The sequence below is a fragment of the Pseudomonas sp. E1MeOHC2 genome, from assembly GCF_058745025.1.
In genome coordinates, this window is the sequence record NZ_CP196675.1 from 5,363,917 (window position 1) to 5,382,089 (window position 18,173).

At 62.9% G+C, this 18,173-nt stretch carries 16 protein-coding genes and 2 pseudogenes; 10 read left to right on the top strand and 8 right to left on the bottom strand.

Features of this window, described 5'->3' with window-relative positions; translation table 11 throughout:
- The first annotated feature begins 43 nt into the window (after positions 1–43).
- Both ACSSU5_RS24315 and ACSSU5_RS24320 read left to right on the top strand, forming a co-directional pair.
- Positions 44–331 (top strand): hypothetical protein, encoded by a 288-nt coding sequence (locus tag ACSSU5_RS24315; RefSeq protein WP_264313264.1) that lies wholly within the window; start codon positions 44–46, stop codon positions 329–331.
- 85 nt (positions 332–416) lie between these two features.
- Positions 417–1,031, top strand: a complete 615-nt coding sequence (locus ACSSU5_RS24320) for a Yip1 family protein (protein WP_492560060.1) — start codon at positions 417–419, stop codon at positions 1,029–1,031.
- Between the two features lie 20 nt (positions 1,032–1,051).
- On the opposite strand, the gene ACSSU5_RS24325 is transcribed toward ACSSU5_RS24320, so the two are convergent.
- The 4 genes from ACSSU5_RS24325 to ACSSU5_RS24340 all read right to left on the bottom strand — a co-directional run bounded on the left by ACSSU5_RS24325 (position 1,052) and on the right by ACSSU5_RS24340 (position 4,003).
- A complete protein-coding gene (locus tag ACSSU5_RS24325) occupies positions 1,052–1,312 on the bottom strand; it encodes a DUF1652 domain-containing protein (RefSeq protein ID WP_492560061.1) in 261 nt (86 codons plus the stop codon).
- Between the two features lie 187 nt (positions 1,313–1,499).
- Positions 1,500–2,381, bottom strand: a complete 882-nt coding sequence (locus tag ACSSU5_RS24330; protein ID WP_492560062.1) for a pirin family protein — start codon at positions 2,379–2,381, stop codon at positions 1,500–1,502.
- Between the two features lie 101 nt (positions 2,382–2,482).
- A complete protein-coding gene (locus tag ACSSU5_RS24335; RefSeq protein ID WP_492560063.1) occupies positions 2,483–3,352 on the bottom strand; it encodes an alpha/beta fold hydrolase in 870 nt (289 codons plus the stop codon).
- Between the two features lie 21 nt (positions 3,353–3,373).
- Positions 3,374–4,003, bottom strand: a complete 630-nt coding sequence (locus ACSSU5_RS24340) for a LysE family translocator (RefSeq protein WP_264313259.1) — start codon at positions 4,001–4,003, stop codon at positions 3,374–3,376.
- A gap of 125 nt (positions 4,004–4,128) precedes the next feature.
- Here ACSSU5_RS24340 and ACSSU5_RS24345 point away from each other — a divergent pair, with 125 nt between their 5' ends.
- Positions 4,129–4,608 (top strand): GNAT family N-acetyltransferase, encoded by a 480-nt coding sequence (locus ACSSU5_RS24345; protein ID WP_264313258.1) that lies wholly within the window; start codon positions 4,129–4,131, stop codon positions 4,606–4,608.
- A 408-nt stretch (positions 4,609–5,016) separates the two neighbouring features.
- On the opposite strand, the gene ACSSU5_RS24350 is transcribed toward ACSSU5_RS24345, so the two are convergent.
- The 4 genes from ACSSU5_RS24350 to ACSSU5_RS24365 all read right to left on the bottom strand — a co-directional run bounded on the left by ACSSU5_RS24350 (position 5,017) and on the right by ACSSU5_RS24365 (position 10,713).
- Positions 5,017–5,946 (bottom strand): aliphatic sulfonate ABC transporter substrate-binding protein, encoded by a 930-nt coding sequence (locus ACSSU5_RS24350; RefSeq protein ID WP_492560064.1) that lies wholly within the window; start codon positions 5,944–5,946, stop codon positions 5,017–5,019.
- Between the two features lie 3 nt (positions 5,947–5,949).
- A complete protein-coding gene (gene mgrA, locus ACSSU5_RS24355) occupies positions 5,950–6,993 on the bottom strand; it encodes an L-glyceraldehyde 3-phosphate reductase (protein WP_492560065.1) in 1,044 nt (347 codons plus the stop codon).
- Positions 6,990–8,324 (bottom strand): LLM class flavin-dependent oxidoreductase, encoded by a 1,335-nt coding sequence (locus ACSSU5_RS24360; protein ID WP_492560066.1) that lies wholly within the window; start codon positions 8,322–8,324, stop codon positions 6,990–6,992. Before ACSSU5_RS24360 ends, mgrA begins: the two co-directional genes overlap by 4 nt.
- A gap of 181 nt (positions 8,325–8,505) precedes the next feature.
- On the bottom strand, positions 8,506–10,713 hold the full coding sequence (locus tag ACSSU5_RS24365) for a TonB-dependent receptor (protein WP_492560067.1): 2,208 nt from the start codon (positions 10,711–10,713) through the stop codon (positions 8,506–8,508).
- 259 nt (positions 10,714–10,972) lie between these two features.
- Here ACSSU5_RS24365 and ACSSU5_RS24370 point away from each other — a divergent pair, with 259 nt between their 5' ends.
- The 7 genes and pseudogenes from ACSSU5_RS24370 (at position 10,973) to ACSSU5_RS24400 (ending at position 18,158) form a co-directional block, all read left to right on the top strand.
- Complete coding sequence (locus tag ACSSU5_RS24370; RefSeq protein ID WP_264313253.1) at positions 10,973–12,019, top strand: LacI family DNA-binding transcriptional regulator; 1,047 nt, start codon at positions 10,973–10,975, stop codon at positions 12,017–12,019.
- 97 nt (positions 12,020–12,116) lie between these two features.
- Positions 12,117–13,007 carry a LysR family transcriptional regulator gene (locus tag ACSSU5_RS24375; RefSeq protein WP_492560068.1) on the top strand — a complete coding sequence of 297 codons (891 nt, stop codon included), beginning with the start codon at positions 12,117–12,119 and terminating at the stop codon, positions 13,005–13,007.
- Between the two features lie 145 nt (positions 13,008–13,152).
- Positions 13,153–14,110 (top strand): annotated as a pseudogene (locus ACSSU5_RS24380) (acyl-CoA dehydrogenase family protein).
- Positions 14,107–15,051: a D-isomer specific 2-hydroxyacid dehydrogenase family protein gene (locus ACSSU5_RS24385; protein WP_492560069.1), complete on the top strand. Its 945-nt coding sequence runs from the start codon at positions 14,107–14,109 to the stop codon at positions 15,049–15,051. Before ACSSU5_RS24380 ends, ACSSU5_RS24385 begins: the two are co-directional and overlap by 4 nt.
- A gap of 21 nt (positions 15,052–15,072) precedes the next feature.
- Positions 15,073–15,867, top strand: coding sequence for a class II aldolase/adducin family protein (locus ACSSU5_RS24390; protein ID WP_492560070.1), 795 nt, complete (start codon positions 15,073–15,075; stop codon positions 15,865–15,867).
- 210 nt (positions 15,868–16,077) lie between these two features.
- Positions 16,078–17,025, top strand: a pseudogene (locus tag ACSSU5_RS24395) (ATP-binding cassette domain-containing protein); the annotation flags it as partial.
- Positions 17,026–17,264: 239 nt separating this feature from the next.
- The gene (locus ACSSU5_RS24400) at positions 17,265–18,158 is read left to right on the top strand and encodes an RHS repeat-associated core domain-containing protein (RefSeq protein ID WP_492560071.1); all 894 of its coding nucleotides are present in this window, start codon (positions 17,265–17,267) and stop codon (positions 18,156–18,158) included.
- Positions 18,159–18,173: the final 15 nt, after the last annotated feature.

An 18,173-nucleotide genomic window follows, 5' to 3' on the forward strand; every position in this document is an offset into this window, starting at 1 on the left:
AGAGCCGTCTGACCTTTCAGCCCTGCCCTGGAGGTGCATGCCCATGAAAATGCCCGGTCGCGCGCCCAATGCCTCTGTGCAGCTTGATTACGTACGCGATACGTTGTTCGGCCCGGTGGCCCAGAGCGTCGAATGCCAATGCCAACTCGCCGCCCTCAACCTGCAGGGCCGCCCTGCCCTGCGCTTGCACATCTGCCCGCCCCTGCCCGACAAGGTCGACCGCGCCCACAGCGTGGCGTTCGTCTGGGATGGCCGCAGTTACCGTGGTGTTGTGCGTGACCAGGGCAAATGTGGCGATGGCGGGCTGAACCTGTTGCTGGAGCTGCAATAAGTCGATCAACGGCGGCCAAACACGCTGAACCTGCCGGTAACTGCGCATCTCCATAGAAAAGAGCCCACGCTATCTGGAGATCGTCATGAACAGTCCGCTGCTCAAGCTCTTCACCCACCCGTCCGATGCCTGGATCGATATTCGCCGGGCCGAAGAAGACCACCCCCAGCAATACCTGCCACGGCTGCTGGCCTTGGCGCTGATCCCGGCCATTTGCCTGTTTGTCGGCACCACCACGTTCGGCTGGAGCTTGGCCGGCGATGAGCGCGTGCGCCTGAGCATCGCCAGTGCAGCGCAGCTGGCGGGCCTGCTCTACGCAACCACGTTGGTCGGGGTGATGATTATGGGGGGCATGATCCGCTGGATGTCACGCGGCTTCGATGCGCAGCCAAGCCTGCAGCAGTGCATCGGCTTCGCCGCTTACTGTGCCACGCCGTGGTTTTTCGCAGGGGTGGTAGGGCTGCTGCCGATTCGCTGGCTGGCGCTGGTTGCGCTGGTGGCCGCTTCGGCCTATGCCACTGTACTGCTGTTCGGCGGGCTGCAGACGTTCCTGCGGTTGCGCAAGGAGCAGGCCATGCTGTTCGCCGCCTGTGTGTGGGGGGTTGGGTTGTTGGTGCTGGTGACCATTCTGGTGTCGATGATTCTGTTCTGGTTCAACGGCCTGATGCCGGAATACGTGCGCCCGGCCAGCCTGGGCTGACCGGTGCACAAACAGAGTGCCTAACCCATCGCCTTGCGTGGCATCGCAGGCTTGTCACGCAGAGCGTGCAATTGCGCAACCAGGTTTACCACGTCGCGGCAACTGTTGAGGTCCTGCAGGGCAACACCGGTCAGGGTAACCCCCTCACCAAGGCGCTGCCCCTGGCCGAGGCGGATGGTCAGGTGAGCGCCATCCGCGCAACTGACTTCGCAGCGATCAGGCAGGCAGGCCTGTTCGATCATTTGCCGCATCTCTAGCATTGAAACGCCTATCAACGACATTGTACGACCCTCTCTGTACTTGGATGGCCTGTGGTGTAAGTACGCCTATGCCAGGCAAGGTGCCAATTGATATTGCGCATGCTCGGGCGGCCGTCCATGTGCCGGAGCAATGATCGAGCGGAGAATCCTCTAGCACCTTAGTGGAAGAACGCAGGCGGGCCAGTGTTGTTCGATCAGCTGCGGGCAGTTAACGACGAGCGGTCTCGGCCTGCATCTGGCCAAATCGTCCAGCGTGGAAATCATCGAACGCTTCGGCAATCTCTGCCTCGCTGTTCATCACGAAGGGCCCATAGCCGACGATCGGTTCATCGATCGGCTCACCGCTGAGCAACAGCACACTGGCGCCTTCCAGCGCCTCGATGGCGATGTCCTCGGCACCCCGCTCGAACAACACCAGGCTGGACGGCCCGGCTTCGCGTTCGCCGTTGATTCGTACACTGCCGCGCAAAACCACCAGGGCGGCATTGCGCCCGGCGGCCACGGGCAGCTGCAGGGTCGATTGGGCGTTCAGGCGCAGGTCCCAGACATCCATCGCGGTAAAGGTGCGCGCCGGGCCCTGATGCCCTAGGTACTCACCCGCGATCACCCGCAAGCTGCCACCTTCGCCGTCCAGCGCCACCACTGGGATGTCCGTGGCCAGCAGCGTCTGGTACCCCGCCGCGGCATTCTTATCGCACGCGGGCAGGTTGACCCACAACTGCACCATTTCCAGCATACCGCCACTGCGGGCGAACGCCGGGGAATGGAACTCTTCATGGATAATGCCATTGGCCGCCGTCATCCATTGCACGTCGCCCGGGCCGATCAGGCCACCCGCTCCTGTGGAATCACGGTGCTCCAGCTCGCCCTGGTAGACAATGGTCACGGTCTCGAAACCACGGTGCGGATGCTGCCCGACCCCGCGCCGGGCATTGGTTGGGGTAAAGGCGTGCGGGCCAGCATAGTCGAGCAACAGGAACGGGCTGATCTGGCTGGCCAGGTTGTCGTAGGTGAACAGGCTGCGCACCGGGAAGCCATCGCCTACCCAGTGGGCATGAGGGCGGTGGTGAATACCCAGGATCTTTTTCATGAGAAGTCTCCTCTCTTGGCTGGGATCACCTTACCAATGATGCCAATCAGCCGATAGCCAGCTTAAACGGCATTCATCGTCCTACTCATGGAACAATCGCGTCACTCAAGAAAGCCAAGCACGCACGCTGCAGCCATCGCCGGGTCCTCCTGCATGAAACAGTGCCCGCCGGCAACCTGGTGAGCGGTCACGTTTGGGTTCAGCGCCACCAGGCGCTGAACCGAATGCGGCACGAAGGGATAGGTCTGCTCGCCATACAGCACCAGCGTCGGCGTCTGGATTGCGGCCAGGCTCGCCCACATGCGCTTGGGAAACGAACTGAAGATTTCCACCTCCCGGCTGGGCCGACACTTAAGCACCACGGCCTCGCCGCAATCACCGATGGCATGCTCGACATAGGCGTGTAGCGCCGCATCGCTCCAGCCTTTGAAGATGCCGCGCCCCTGCAGCGAGGCCAGCGCCGCATCGCGATCAGGCCAATGGCTGCGGCGGCTGGCAGCCTTGCGCGCCAGCGCATGGCGCTGATGCAGGCCAACCAGCGCAGCTGCGCCCATCACGCCGATCATGCCGCGGCTGAACAGCACCGGGTCGAGCAGCACGGCCCGCTCGAACAGCCCCGGTGCGCGGGCCAGGATCAGCCCCGTGAGCACCCCGCCAAAACTGTGCCCGAGGGCTAAACGTGGCACCTCGCCGTACTCGCCACGCCCACTCTCGAATGCCTCCACCGCCAGTTCAGCCGTGCGGTTCCAGCCGCGAAACACGCCACCATGGTCGCTGTCGCCGTGGCCTTGCACGTCGCACAACCACAGGTCGAAATGCTCGCCCAGGCGCATCAGCAATGGTTGGTAGGCCAGGCAGCAGAAACCGTTGCCATGCAGAAAATGCAGCAAAGGCTTGCCACTGGCCGGTGTGCGCCAGCCACGCAGGGTGAAGCCTTCGGAGCAGTGGTGGGACCAGGGGATCAACTGCATTGGCTTGCTGTACTCATCGGTCTAGGAAAATGCCGATTCTACAAACAGCAGCGGGTACAGTGAAATCACCAGCAACACGGCCATCAGGACATTGAACAGCATCAACCAGCGCGGGTTCTGCAAAAGGTTGCGCAATGCGCTGCCGAACATCACCCACACCCCGACGCTGGGCAGATTGACCAGGGCGAACAACGCGGCAATAACGATCACGTTCGTCACATAGCCCTGGGCCGGCGTGTAGGTGGTGATTGCCCCCACCGCCATCACCCAAGCCTTGGGGTTGACCCACTGGAACGCTGCGGCGCCCCAGAAACCTAGCGGCTTGCGCGACTTGGCCGAATCCGTGCCGATCGGCCCAGAGGTTGCGATCTTCCATGCCAGGTACAGCAGGTAGGCGGCGCCGGTGTAGCGCAGGACGGTGTACAGCACCGGCCAGGCCTTGAACACCTCACCCAGCCCCAAACCGACGGCCAGTACCATGACCATGAAACCAATACTGATGCCCAGTGCATGGGGGATCGAACGGCGCACGCCGAAGTTCACGCCCGAGGCAAGCAGCATGGTGTTGTTCGGCCCTGGGGTGATGGAGGATACGAAGGCAAACAGCACAAAGGCTGTAAGCAGGTCGGCAGAGGCAAGCATGGCAGGCATTCCACAATCATTATTGGTGCTGTCACACTAACGGAGTCGCCCTGCCTTGCGACCGGTACAGTTTTGCTAAATTAAATAGATACAAATACTGTACCGATATCGTTCAGTACAAGGAAGCCTGCCCCATGAGCGTCACCATCCGCCCCGCCGTGCGTACCGATGCTGCACAGATTCTCGCCTTCATTACCGAGCTTGCCGATTACGAACGTGCCCGCCACGAGGTCATTGCGTCTGTCGCCGACATAGAGCACAGCCTGTTCGACGAAGGCAGCACCGTGCACAGCCTGGTCTGCGAACGCGATGGCCAGGCGATCGGCTTTGCCGTGTACTTCTACAGCTATTCAACCTGGCTCGGGCGCAATGGGATCTACCTCGAAGACCTGTACGTGACACCGGAGCAGCGCGGAGATGGTGCCGGGCGCAAACTGCTGCGGCACATCGCCCGCGAGGCTGTAGAGAACGGCTGCGGCCGCCTGGAGTGGAGCGTGCTGGACTGGAACGAACCCGCCATTGGGTTCTACCAGTCGCTGGGGGCCGAAGCGCAGGATGAGTGGGTTCGGTATCGGCTGGATGGCGAAAAGCTGTTGGCGTTTGCCCAGGGTTGACCGGCAGTCCGCACCGGCTTCTTCGCGGGGCAAGCCCGCTCCCACAGGTACAGCACAGCACTCAATGGCTGTGAGGGCCGTGTGGGAGTGGGTTCGGCATCGGCTGGATGGCGAAAAGCTGTTGGCGTTTGCCCAGGGTTGACCGGCAGTCCGCACCGGCTTCTTCGCGGGGCAAGCCCGCTCCCACAGGTACAGCACAGTACTCAATGGCTGTGAGGGCCGTGTGGGAGTGGGTTCGGCATCGGCTGGATGGCCAGAAGCTGTTGGCGTTTGCCCAGGGTTGACCGGCAGTCCGCACCGGCTTCTTCGTGGGGCAAGCCCATTCCCGCAGGTACAGCACAGCACTCAAAGGCTGTGAGGGCCGTGTGGGAGCGGGCTTGCCCCGCGAAGAGGCCGGCACTGGCTAGATCATTTATTCCGCCACACCGTCCCAGCAATATCCACCCGCTTGGGCAACACCTTGTTCTGGAAAAACAGCTCCGCCGTGCGCTGCTGCGCCGCCACGATTTCATCGCTCACCGGTATCACCGGCGAGGCCGGCCGGTGGCTGAAGCTGCGCCGTACTACCTCCTCCGGCAAGCCCATGAACTGCGCCAGCAACTGGATGCTCCCGGCTTCATCGCTACGCGTGAGCGCCTCGGCCCGGCTGATTTCATCGAGCAGTTGACCGACAAATGCACCATTGGCCTCGACATACCCCCGCGCCCCCAGCATGAACGGCCCAATCAGCCCCAGCCCCTGACCATCGGCCAACAGCCGCGCCTTGCCCTCAAGGTCGATCGCCGAATAGAACGGGTCCCAGATTGCCCAGGCATCCACGCTGCCGCGCTCGAACGCCGCGCGTGCATCGGCGGGCGCCAGGTACACCGGCTGTACATCGCGAATGCTCAACCCGGCTTGAGCCAGGGCACGCAGCAGCAAATTATGAGCACTGGAGCCTTTTTGCAGGGCAACCCGCTTGCCCTTGAGATCACCGACGCTGGCGACCGGGCTGTCTTTGTGCACCAGGATCACCTCGGCCTGCGGCTTGGGTGGTTCAGCGCCGATGTACAGCAGGTCGGCACCGGCCGCCTGGGCAAAGATTGGCGGGATGTCGCCGGTGGAACCAATGTCCAGGCTACCGATGTTCAGGGCTTCGAGCATCTGTGGGCCGGCCGGAAACTCGATCCACTCGACCTGGGTATTGGCAAAGCGCTGCTCCAGATAGCGATGCTGCTTGGCCAGGACCAGGCTGATCGAACCCTTCTGATAGCCAATGCGCAAGGTCGCAGGGTCCGCCGCCTGGGCAGTACCGGTCAAGCTCAGCAGTAACAGGACGGCAAGGCGTAGCACACGCATCGGTCACTCCTTCCAGTCGGTCGAGGGTTTTTCCCAGAGGTTGATCCCGCCCTCAACCGCGTACCGGTCGATCGCCGCCAACTCCTCGGGGGTGAACGTCAGGTGGTCGAGCGCGGCCACGTTTTCGATGATCTGCTCGGGGCGACTTGCGCCAATCAGCGCCGAACTCACGCGCGGGTCGCGCAGGGTCCAGGCCAGGGCCAACTGAGCCAGGCTTTGGCCCCGCCCACGGGCAATTTCATTGAGCGCGCGGGCGCGGGCGATATTGTCTGGCGACAAGTGCTGGGGCAGCAGCGAGCCACCGCCGGCACGGTTGACCCGGGCATCGGCGGGAATGCCGTTCAGGTACTTGTCACTGAGCAGGCCTTGAGCCAAAGCGGTGAACACGATCACCCCGGCGCCGAGGGTATCGGTAGTGGCCAGCAGGTCGCGCTCGATCCAGCGGTTGAACAGGTTGTACGAAGGCTGGTGAATCAGCAGGGGCACCTTGAGTTCGGCCAGCAGTGCGGCGATTTCAGCGGTCTTGCCAGCTGAGTAGGAGGAGATGCCGACATACAGTGCCTTGCCTTGGCGCACGATGTCGGCCAGGGCAATGGCAGTTTCTTCCAACGGGGTGTCGGCATCGAAACGGTGCGAATAGAAGATATCGACGTAATCCAGCCCCAGGCGCTGCAGGCTCTGATCGAGGCTGCTGATCAGGTACTTGCGCGAGCTGCCGCCCTGCCCGTAAGGGCCAGGCCACATGTCCCAACCGGCCTTGCTTGAGATGATCAGCTCGTCGCGGTAGCTGCGCAGGTCTTCACGCAGCAGTCGGCCGAAGTTGGTCTCGGCGCTGCCATAAGGCGGGCCGTAGTTGTTGGCCAGGTCGAAGTGGTTGATGCCGGCATCGAATGCCGTGCGCAGCAAGGCGCGCTGGGTATCGATAGGCGTCGCGTCACCAAAGTTGTGCCACAGGCCCAGGGACAGGGCCGGCAACACCAGGCCACTGCGGCCGACACGGCGATAAGGCATGCGCGCATAGCGCTCGGGGTGGGCGGCGTAGCTCATGGTTGACCTCGTTCGGTAAAGAAGGGATTAACAGGGCGCTGCAGCCCCAAGTGCTCACGCAGGGTGCGACCCTGGTACTGGCGGCGGAACAGCCCACGGCGCTGCAGCTCGGGCACGACCTGGCTGGCAAAGTCCTCCAGCCCCAAGGGCAGGTGCGGCACCAGCACATTGAAGCCATCGGCGGCGCGGCCCTCGAACCAGGCCTGCAGTTCATCGGCGATCTGCGCCGGGGTGCCGACCAGGCTGTAGTGCCCTCGCCCACCGGCAATGCGCTGGCCCAGCTGCGCCAGTGTCAGTTGTTCGTTGCCGGCCAGTTCGGTAAGCAGTTGCTGACGGCTGCGCTGGCCATCTTCGGTAGGCGGCAGTTCGGGCAGCGGGCCGTCGAGCGGGTAAGCGGAAAGGTCGAAATTGCCGAGCATGCGCCCGAGCAAACCGACACCGACGCGCGGGTCGACCAGTGCTTGAAACTGCTGGTATTTTTCCTCGGCTTCAGCTTGGCTGTGCCCGACCACTACAAACACGCCAGGCATGATTTTCAGCGCGTCCTCGCCCCGCCCGTAACCGGCCAACCGGCCCTTGAGGTCGGCGTAGAACGCTTGGGCGCGTGCCAGGCTCGGTTGCGCGGTGAACACCACCTCGGCACTTTGCGCGGCCAGCTCGCGGCCGGTTTCCGAAGAGCCCGCCTGAACCAGCACCGGCCGCCCCTGGGGCGAGCGAGCGACGTTCAGCGGGCCTTTGACGCGAAAGTGCTCGCCGGCATGGTCCAGTGCACGCACCCCATCAGGCCTGTGGAACAACCCAGCGGCCTTGTCACGCACGAAGGCGTCGTCTGCCCAGCTGTCCCACAGGCCTTGCACGACCTGCTGGAATTCCCGGGCGCGCGCATAGCGCTCGGCATGCGGGATGTGCACCTGCCGACCAAAGTTGCCGGCTTCGGCGGCCGCATCGGACGTAACCAGGTTCCAGCCAGCACGGCCACCGGACAGATGATCCAGCGAGGCGAACTTGCGTGCTACGTGGTAAGGCTCGTTGTAGCTGGTGGTGGCGGTGGCGATCAGGCCGATGCGCTCGGTGACCGCGCTCAGCGCCGACAGCAAGGTCAGTGGCTCGAAGTAGGTCGAGCGTGCGCTGTGGCTGGCCAGGGCGTCGGTGGGTGCGGCAACGCTATCCGCGACGAACAACGCGTCGAAGCAGGCCGCTTCGGCGATCTGCGCGGCACGGCGGTAGCTGCTGAAATCCATGGGGTCGGCCGGTACATCCGGGTGGCGCCAGGCGGCCACATGGTGCCCGGTGGCCATGAGGAAGGCGCCCAGGCTTAGTTGGCGGCTCATGTCGAACTCCTTGATGGGATTTGGCAACTGTCTTGCTCCAATTTTTTGATCCTGCATCCCCTGTGTGGGAGCGGGCTTGCCCGCGAACACCGGCGAAGCCGGTGCCATTCACCGCGGCGCCTTATTCGCGGGCAAGCCCGCTCCCACCAGGGAATCGTCTCCTCGCAAATGCAGCAGTGACTCAAAAATCCTTGCGCAACTGCACGCCGAAGTAGCGCCCGTCATCGCGCGGCACGGAGCGGTAGATGTAATCGCCGCCACTGGCCAGCATCTGCGCATACGACTTGTCACCCAGGTTCTTGCCCAGCAGCGCCACGCGCCAGCCGTCGTTGTAATCGGCCAGGGCAATGCTGGCGTTCCAGATGCCGTAGGCGCCCTGCACGGTGTCCGGGTTCTGGTCCAGGCTGAACTGCACCGAGTCCTGCCAGCTGTAGTCGCTGGAAAGCTCGACATCCAAGCCGTTTGCCAGCGGGATCACGTAGTCGGCGCGCACGTAGGTCTTCCAGTCCGGGGTAAACGGCAGGCGACCGCCGTCGATGTTGCAGTTGGCGGCTGCCCCCGCCGGGCAGTTGAAGTGATCGACGCGGGCCTTGGTATACGCCACGGCGGTGCTGAACTTCAGCTGCGACGTGGCCTGGAAACTGGCATCCAGTTCCACCCCTTGGGTCTTGACCTTGCCGGCGTTGACCAGGCGGGTCACCACCTGGTTGGCCACCGTGTCGAAGAAGTTGGCCTGGTAGTTGTCGTAGTCGGTGTGGAACACCGCCAGGTTGGCCGTCAGGCGGTTGTCCAGCGCCGTGCTCTTCAGGCCGATCTCGTAGGCGTCGGAGGTTTCAGGCTTGAGGGCGTCGGTGTCGCGCGGCTGCATGTTGAAGAACACGTTGTAGGCCGGGCCTTTGTAGCCACGCGAGTAGGTGACGTAGCCGGTGAGGTGGTCGTTGAAGTCGTATTGCAGGCCGGTACGCCCACTCCAGCCATCCTCGTCCACCGAACCCGAGCTTGCGGTCGAAGGCTGGATGCCGGTGACTGCGGTAGCCGAGCTGGAGATGCGGCGGTGGTCGTATTCCAGGTCGTCGTGGGTCCAGCGCAGGCCGAAGATGGCGCGCAAATCGTCGGTGAAGTTGAAAGTGTTTTCACCGAACAGTGCGACGCTGTCGTTGGTCGTCGAGTAGTCCGCCCGGCCATTGTTGGCCACGCCGCCGTTGACCGACAGGCGCTGGTAGGTTTCGTTGGAGGTGCCGTGCATGTAGAAGGCGCCGAGCACGTACTCGTTGAACTGCCCTTTGGGCGAGGTCAGGCGAAACTCCTGGCTGTACTGGTCGTAGTCCACTGTACCCTTGTCATGGGATGCGGTCACAGGGAGCAAGGCGCGGCGGTCGCCGTCCTGGTACTGGGTGTTGTCCCAGCCGCGCCAAGCGCTGATCGACGTCAGGGTGTAGTCACCCAACTGCCAGTCGAGCTGGGCCGAGAGGCCCTGGTTCTCGTCTTCGACGTGGGTCTTGAAGTCGCTGTTGATGTCGCGGTTGTGGGCGCTTGGCGTGACGGGGCGCAGTTGGCTGGCAAACGCGGCACTGGCGCGGGTGATTACACCGCTGGGGAGCGTGTCTTCGCCTTTCATGTAGTCGGCGATCAGGGTCAGGCGCAAGGCTTCGTTGGGTTCGAACTCCAGCTTGCCACGGGCGCCCTTGCGCTCGTAGCCATTGACGTCATGGCCGTTGGCAACGTTCTCGACATTGCCGTCGTAGTCACCCCACAAGGTGCTCAGCGAGCCCTTGAACCGTTCGCTGAGGCGCCCGCCGATGCCGAAGCGCAGGCGGTTCTCATCGCCCCCGCCAAAGTGCGAGTAATCCACATAGCCGCGGGTCTGCTCGGGGATGGCTTTGCTGACGACGTTCAGCACACCGGCCGAAGCGTTCTTGCCGAACAGCGTACCCTGCGGGCCGCGCAGCACTTCGATGCGCTCCAGGTCGAGCAGGTCGAGGGTTGATTGGCCGGGCCGGCCGAACACCACGCCATCGACCACGGTGGCCACGGTGGGCTCGACGCCGGGTGATGTGGAAATGGTGCCGACGCCACGAATGAACAGCGACGTGTCCTTGTTCGAAGCCCCTGCACGGTAATTGAGTGTCGGCACCTGCTGAACGATGCTGGCCACGTTGTTGCGGTTGTCACGCTCAAGCTGCTCGCCATCGATCACCGACACCGCCACCGGCACTTCCTGCAAGCTGGCTTCACGGCGCGTGGCGGTGACGGTCACCGCGCTCAGCGCCGTGGCCTGCGGCGCGGCCTCGACAGGTTCGGTAGCCTGAGCGGCCTGGCCGACTGCGGCCAACAGAATAGCCGCTGCCAGCGGCCGGCGTTGTGTGCTTGGAAACGGAGTTGTCTGCATGCTGCTCACTGCCTTATGGGACCAGACCAGGCCCACATTCACGGGCCGACACGGGGTGCTGTGGTTGTCTGGTCTCGCTCGTGCGAGTGGCAGGCGCTTGCCAACAGCAGCGCTTGTTAGCGCTAACATGAACAAGTATCAGAGCCCTCTGCTTAGCACGTCAAATACTTAAAAGTCAGATTGATATGCAATAAAGCTATTTGCCAGCAGACACCTCGTTAGCGCTAACATCGCGCCATTTCCCCAGGAGGCAACCTGTGTGAGCCAGGCCAAGGATCCCCCCCGCAAGCGTCGTGGCGCAGGCCGTGTCACCCTGGCCGACGTGGCGCGCGCCGCAGCCGTTTCGGCGATCAGCGTGTCGCGCTACTTCAACCAGCCCGAACAGGTCTCGCCGCCTCTGCGCGAGCGCATCGAGGCCGCCGTGCAGGCGCTGGGCTATGTCCCCAACCTGGTGGCCGGCGGCCTGGCCTCGGCGCGGGGGCGGATTGTCGGCATGGTGATCCCGAACATCTCGGGGCCCATCTTTGCCCAGACCATCCAGGCCTTCAGCGACACCCTCAGCCGTCACGGCTATCAGTTGTTGTTGGCGTCCAGCTACTTCAGCGAAGAACAGGAAGAGAGCGCGGTGCGTGCCTTTCTTGGCTGGTCGCCTGCCGCACTGGTGGTCACCAGCCATTTCCACAGCCCAGCAACTGAAAAGATGCTGGCCGAGGCTGACGTGCCCGTGGTGGAGATCTGGGATTACCGCCCCGAACGGGCGCCATTGCAGGTCGGTTTCCTCCATCACCAGGTGGGCGTGCAGGCGTGCCGCTACTTGCTGGACAAGGGGCACCGACGCATCGCCTTCGTGCAAAACAGCGCTGCCGGCGACCTGAGCGCGCTGGAGCGGCGCGACGGGTACATTGAAGCGTTGCACGACGCCGGGCTTGAACCCTGGGTGTTCGTGCCCTCGGCCGAGTGCGCGCCGTTCGAGGCGGGCAAGCAGGCGATGGAGGCGCTGATCCGCCGCACACCACGCCCCGAGGCGATCATCTTCGCCAATGACAACCTCGCCGCAGGTGCCGTGCTGGCCGGCCAGCGCGCGGGGTTGCGGCTGCCGGAGGACATGGCGATCGTCGGCTTTGGCGACTACCCGTTCGCCGACATGCTGCTGCCCAGCCTGACCACCCTCAGGCCACCGTCGCGGGAGATTGGCGAGGTGGCAGCCTTGCGCGTGCTGCAGCACCTGGGCGCCGTCGCGCATGAGGGCGAAGTGCAACGGTTGAACCTGCTTGCCTGCGAATTGCTGGCCCGCGAAAGCGCCTGACGGCAAAGCAGTGATGCGTCGGGCGCTGTGACAATCCGCACAATGAGGATTATTCTTCTGAGGTATGTCCCACAGCCCCAATATGTGAGCGCCGAATATGAAAATCGATGACATGGACGCCTTCGTGGCGGTCATCCGTTGCCAGTCGACCAACCTTGCCGCCGAGGCCCTGCAACTGACCCAGCCGGCGATCACCCGCCGGGTGCAGAACTTCGAGGAAGACCTCGGCGCCACCCTGCTCGACCGCAACACCAAACCGCTCAAGCCAACGCCCATGGGCCTGCGGGTGTATGAGCAATGCAAGGCGATCCTGCGCGAAATCGATTCGCTGCGTGAACTGGTCGCCAATGATGGCGCCCCGTCAGGCACGCTACGCCTGGGCGTGCCGCAAACCCTGGGGGATGTGGTGCTGCTCGATGCCCTGGCACACATTCGCGACACCTACCCGGTGCTGCGCACGCAGGTCACCAGCGGCTGGGGCAGCAGCCTGATCGCACGCATGGAAAACGGCGAGCTCGACGCTGCCGCCGCGCTGTTCCCGCCGGGCAAGATCTTCCCCGAAGGCATCGCCAGCCGCTCGATTGCCCGCATGCCGCTGCGCGTGGTTGCCGCCAAGGGCAGCGCCAGCAAGCGCAGTTACAAGCTCAAGGATTGTTACACCCGGGGCTGGGTGCTCAACCCCGATGGTTGCGGTTTTCGCGCGGGGCTGCAGCGCGCCTTGAGCGAGCAAGGGCTGAGCCTGTCGATCAACCTGGAGACCTTTGGCACCGACCTGCAACTGGGCCTGGTCGCCAGTGGCCAAGGGCTAGGGCTGGTACCCGAACCGCTGCTGCAGAGTAGTCGCCATCGGGATGCACTGGATGTGGTCAATGTGACGGACTTCAAGCCACAAGTGGACTTGTGGCTGTTCCATCCGCGTTATTTGGGGAACCTGCAGGAACCGGTGGAGCTGTTTGGCGAGATTGCCGGTAACCGGCTGTCCGCGTGAACCCAATCAATAAATTATTTGCATATTATTAAATAGATTAAATTCCATTAACTGATAATCATCATAGAGCTAAAAAGACTTTTACAGCGTTCATCCAGACGAATACGGTCTTAGAAACCCACCGTGTTCCAGGGATGAATACTTCATGAGTCACCCTCCATCCGCCACTGCGCTCGCCGAGCTGACCCAGGCACTTGCTGCCAACGCCGAGCGTTATGACCGCAGCGGTCAGTTCCCCGCCGACAACTTCAGCCTGCTCCACCGCCACGGCCTGCTGAGCCTGACCGTACCCCGCGCCCTCGGTGGCGGCGGCGCCGACCTGGCCACCGCACGCCAAGTGGTTGCCGCCGTCGGCAAGGGCGACCCGTCCACCGCCCTGATCCTGGTCATGCAGTACCTGCAGCACTTTCGCCTGCAGGACGAAGCCCGCTGGCCCGAGCACCTGCGCCTGCAGGTGGCCCGTGACGCGGTGGCCAACGGTGCGCTGATCAACGCCTTTCGCGTCGAGCCCGAGCACACCCGGCATCAGCATCGCCGAAGACTGGGACCACCTGGGCATGCGTGCTACCTGCAGCCACGAGGTGCGGTTCGATGACGTGCTGATCCCCCTGGGCCATGCCGTCAGCGTCAGCCCTGCCAGCGCGCAGCGCCCCGAACTCGACGGCACCGGCCTGTTGTGGATGTCGGTGTTGCTGCCAGCGCTGTACGACGGCGTCGCCCAGGCGGCCCGAGACTGGCTGGTCGCGTTCCTCAATAGCCGAGCGCCGTCCAATCTGGGTGCGCCGTTGGCCAGCCTGCCGCGCTTCCAAGAGGTGGTCGGGCGCATCGATACCCTGCTGTTCGCCAACCGCAGCCTGCTGGATTCGGCGGTGGCCGGGCACATCGACCCGCGTCACGCTGGGCAGATCAAGCACTTGGTCAGCCGCAACGCCATCCAGGCCGTGGAGCTGGCCATCGAGGCCGCTGGCAATCCGGGCTTGTCGCGCCGCAACCCGCTGGAGCGCCACTACCGTGATGTGCTGTGCAGCCGCATCCACACGCCACAGGACGATGCCGTGCTGGGCCAGGTCGGGCGCACAGCGCTGGCGCAGGTGGCAGCATGAGCCACTCGATCATTGCCAGCCAGCTTGACCCCCAGGCCAACCAATACCTGCGCGAGCATCTGCCCGACCACGAAGTCATCGACATCGCGCCGGGCCAGTTGCAGCTGGATGTACCCGCCGATGTGTTCATCGTGCGCCCGATCAACATCCGCGGTAACCGCGTGGACACCCCGCCGCCAGGCTGGCCCTGGTCGCTGCGTTGGGTACAGGTGGTGTCTTCAGGCATCGATTTCTACCCTGACTGGGTATTCCAGGGGCCACCGGTCACCAGTGGCAAGGGCGCCAATGCCGAGCAGGTCGCAGAATTCGCCCTGGCCCTGGTCTTTGCCGCCGCCAAGCAACTGCCGGGGTTGTGGGTGAACGATGCCGACTGGCGCCTGACCCCCTTGGCGCCGTTGCGCGGCCGCACCTTGGGTGTCTTCGGCTTCGGCAGCATTGGCCAGAGCCTGGCGCGCAAGGCCAGCGCACTGGGGATGCAGGTACTGGCGCTGAACCGCCCGGGCCAGCCGATTGCCGAGGTGCCCGGTGTCGAGCGCGTCGGGTGCCTGCAACAGCTGTTCGCAGGCAGCGATCATCTGGTCATCGCCGCACAGCTCACCTCGGCCACGCGAGGGCTGATCAACCGCCAGGTGCTGGCCCAGGCCAAGCCCGGCCTGCACCTGATCAACATCGCCCGCGGCGCTCTGCTCGACCAGCAAGCCCTGCTCGAAGCCCTGGACAGTGGCTTGATCGGCCGCGCCAGCCTCGATGTCACCGACCCGGAACCCCTGCCGGCAGGCCACCCGTTGTACCACCACCCGCGCGTATTTCTGTCGCCGCACACCTCGGCGATTTCCGAGGACGGCTACCCCGCGCTGCTCGAAGCCTTCCTCGACAACTTTGCCCGTTACCGCGAGCAGGCGCCGCTGCGCAACCTGGTCGATATCCAGCGCGGCTACTGACCCTATTTTCTGGAGAACATCATGAGCTCATTGTCTGTCGTATCCCCCCACGCAAACACCGTTCGCCAGCGGGTCAGCGCCGAGGAATGGGAGGTACGGGTGAAACTGGCCGCAGCCTATCGCCTGGCGGCGTTGTTCCGCTGGACCGACCACATCTACACGCACTTTTCAGCGCGGGTGCCAGGGCCTGACGAACACTTCCTGATCAACGCCTTTGGCTTGCTGTTCGATGAAATCACCGCGTCCAACCTGGTCAAGGTGGATGTCGACGGCACCCTCATCGACGACCCACTGGGCCTTGGCATCAACCAGGCCGGCTACGTCATCCACAGCGCCATCCACCGCGCGCGGCCCGACCTCAAGGCGGTGCTGCATACCCATACACGCGATGGTGCCGCCGTCTCGGCCCAGCGCGATGGGCTGCTGCCCATTTCCCAGCACGCCTTGGCCTACTACAGCCGAGTGGTCTACCACGACTACGAAGGCGTCGCCCTCGACCTGGACGAGCAACAGCGTCTGGTTGCCAACCTGGGTGACAGCAACATCCTGATCCTGCGCAACCACGGCCTGCTCACCGGTGGGGTCAGTGTCGAGCATGCGTTCCGCGAGCTGCATGGGCTGGAGCGTGCCTGCAACATCCAGGTGGCGGCGCAGGCTGGGGGCCATGATCAGCTGCTGCATGCGGCACCGGCGGCGATTGCCAAGGTGCATGAGCAGTCCAAGCGGTTTTCCGATGGGCTGGGCGAAGGGATTCAGCGGCATTGGGATGCGTTGATCCGCCAATTGGATCGGGAGGGGCTGGATTACCAGGACTGACCTCGACAGCCGATCCGGCCTCTTCGCGGACAAGCCCGCTCCCACAGGAAGCACGTTGCCGCTGTATCTGGACTGCCCTCAGAAAGTTGGACAGTTTAGCTAGCCGCCTGCACCCTGGCGCTGGCCCTCGCCGGCTGCTCGCGCAGCGTTGATGCCGATGTGCTGGAATTGCTTGCCCAGGTTGGCCTGGACAACCCGGCCGTGCGCGCCCGCCTGCTGGTGATGAAGCAGGGCGAGCTGGTGGAGCAGGGCCCACCCGCGCAGATCGTGCAGGCACCACAGCCCCCGTACACCCGCGCCCTGCTCAATGCCGCGCCGGCATTCAGCGCTCGTCGCCAGCCCCGGCAGCTGGCGCCGGGCGCAAAGCCGATCCTCAGCCTGCAAGGTGTTGGCAAGACGTTCGAATTGCCCAAGGTCAAAAGCCAGGACAACCGCTTTGTCGCGTTGCAGGGCCTCGACTTGCAGGTTCACCCGGGGCAAACGCTGGCCATCGTCGGTGAATCCGGTTCGGGCAAGAGCACCGCCCTGCGCATTGCCCTGGGCCTGGAAGCGCCCAGCCAAGGCCATGTGCTGTTCGACCAGCAGGATGTCACGGGCCACGGCTGGCGCCAGTTCCGCCCCTTGCGCCGGCGCATGCAGCTGGTACAGCAGAATCCCTTCGCCGCCCTCGACCCGCGTTTCACGGTGTTTGACAGCATCGTCGAGCCGCTGGTGTCGTTTGGCCTGCTCAAAGGCGCAGCACTGGAGCAGCGCGCTCGCGAACTGATCGAACGCGTGCAACTTCCTCTCCATTACCTTGACCGCCTGCCCCGCGAATTGTCTGGCGGCCAGCGCCAGCGGGTGGCGATTGCCCGGGCGCTGGCGCTAGAGCCGGAACTGTTGCTGCTCGACGAGCCGGTCAGCGCGCTGGATGTGTCGGTGCAGGCGCAGATTCTGGCACTGCTGGATGAGCTGCAACGAGAGCTGGGCATGGCTTATGTGCTGGTGTCGCATGACCTGGCGGCGGTGGCGAGCATGGCCGACCAGGTGCTGGTGCTGCGCCAGGGGCAAGTGGTGGAGCGAGGGACAGTGGCGCAGGTGTTCGAGAGGCCGACGAGTGATTACACGCGAGAGTTGATTGCCGCTGTCCCCGGGCAGTTGGTCACTGTTGCGGCTTGAGCTTGGAACCCTTGAGAGATTGCTTTAGAGAGACGGTCGCGGTGGTTGCGGGGCCACGCGGTCCGTTTTAGAGCGACCCTGTGTCGCGATGGGGTGCTAAGTGTCGCTATATCAACGTCAGGTTGCGCGCAATGAATATGTTTCACGCGATTCCCGCGACCTGATATTTCTACCAGTTGCAAGTTTACGGAGAAACAATGAGAGTGAAGTGAAGGGAAGGGAAACCGGGAGCCTATCAAATGCTGTATTTCTACCAACAAACTTTCCCCACGACGTTAATCCATCCCTCCAAGGCTACCCGGATACTGAGACAGGGTCGCCAAGCGCTTGCCATACAGCATAGCGCATCGCGCCCTTCCGATCTGGCCGCTATTGATAGTATGCATTCGCTTCAGGGAGCGATTAGCCCAAATTACCGTCAGTTGATTGCGTACTCCGTTTATGGCTTTGCTCGTGGAATTGTGGACGTGCCGGTGGGATTCAATGGAGAACTCTGGGAACCATTGAGCCAGCAGTACCCATTAGGCGCTGGCTATCGCTGGCTTTCAACATTGATGCGGTTCACAAGCCCTGACAGGGTGAGTCCGTTTGGCAAAGGCGGGATCAACTCATACGCCTATGCACTGAATGATCCGGTTAATAACTTTGACCCGGACGGCCAATTCAGCGTCGCGCGATTTTTTGGTCGAAAGTATAATTCGTATAAAAAATTAAAGGCAATTTACAGCTGGGGAGAAGACGGTGATGGATTTTACAGAACCACTAACAATTTTTTACGTAAACCTAAGCTAGTGATTTTCACACATGGTCACGGGCAAACTATTTCCATAGAAGGACAGAATAAAACACAATCGCAGCTTGCAAGCTGGATGTTATCAAATAAGATAAATCCTGAAGATTACAGAAAAATCACACTACTTGCCTGCAATTTGGGGAAAACCAATTTCCCTCAACGCCTAGCTAACACAACCGGGGTTGTTGTGAGGGCTGCGGGAGGAACAATTGATACGACCGCATGGATCCCTCAGCAAGAAGACTACTATACTAAAATTGCTATGCGAATCAGGCGCTTACCTAACGATCTTCCCGAAGATGTTTACCGACTGAAAACATACTCCCCAAACCCCAGATAAGCATAGGGCGGTGAA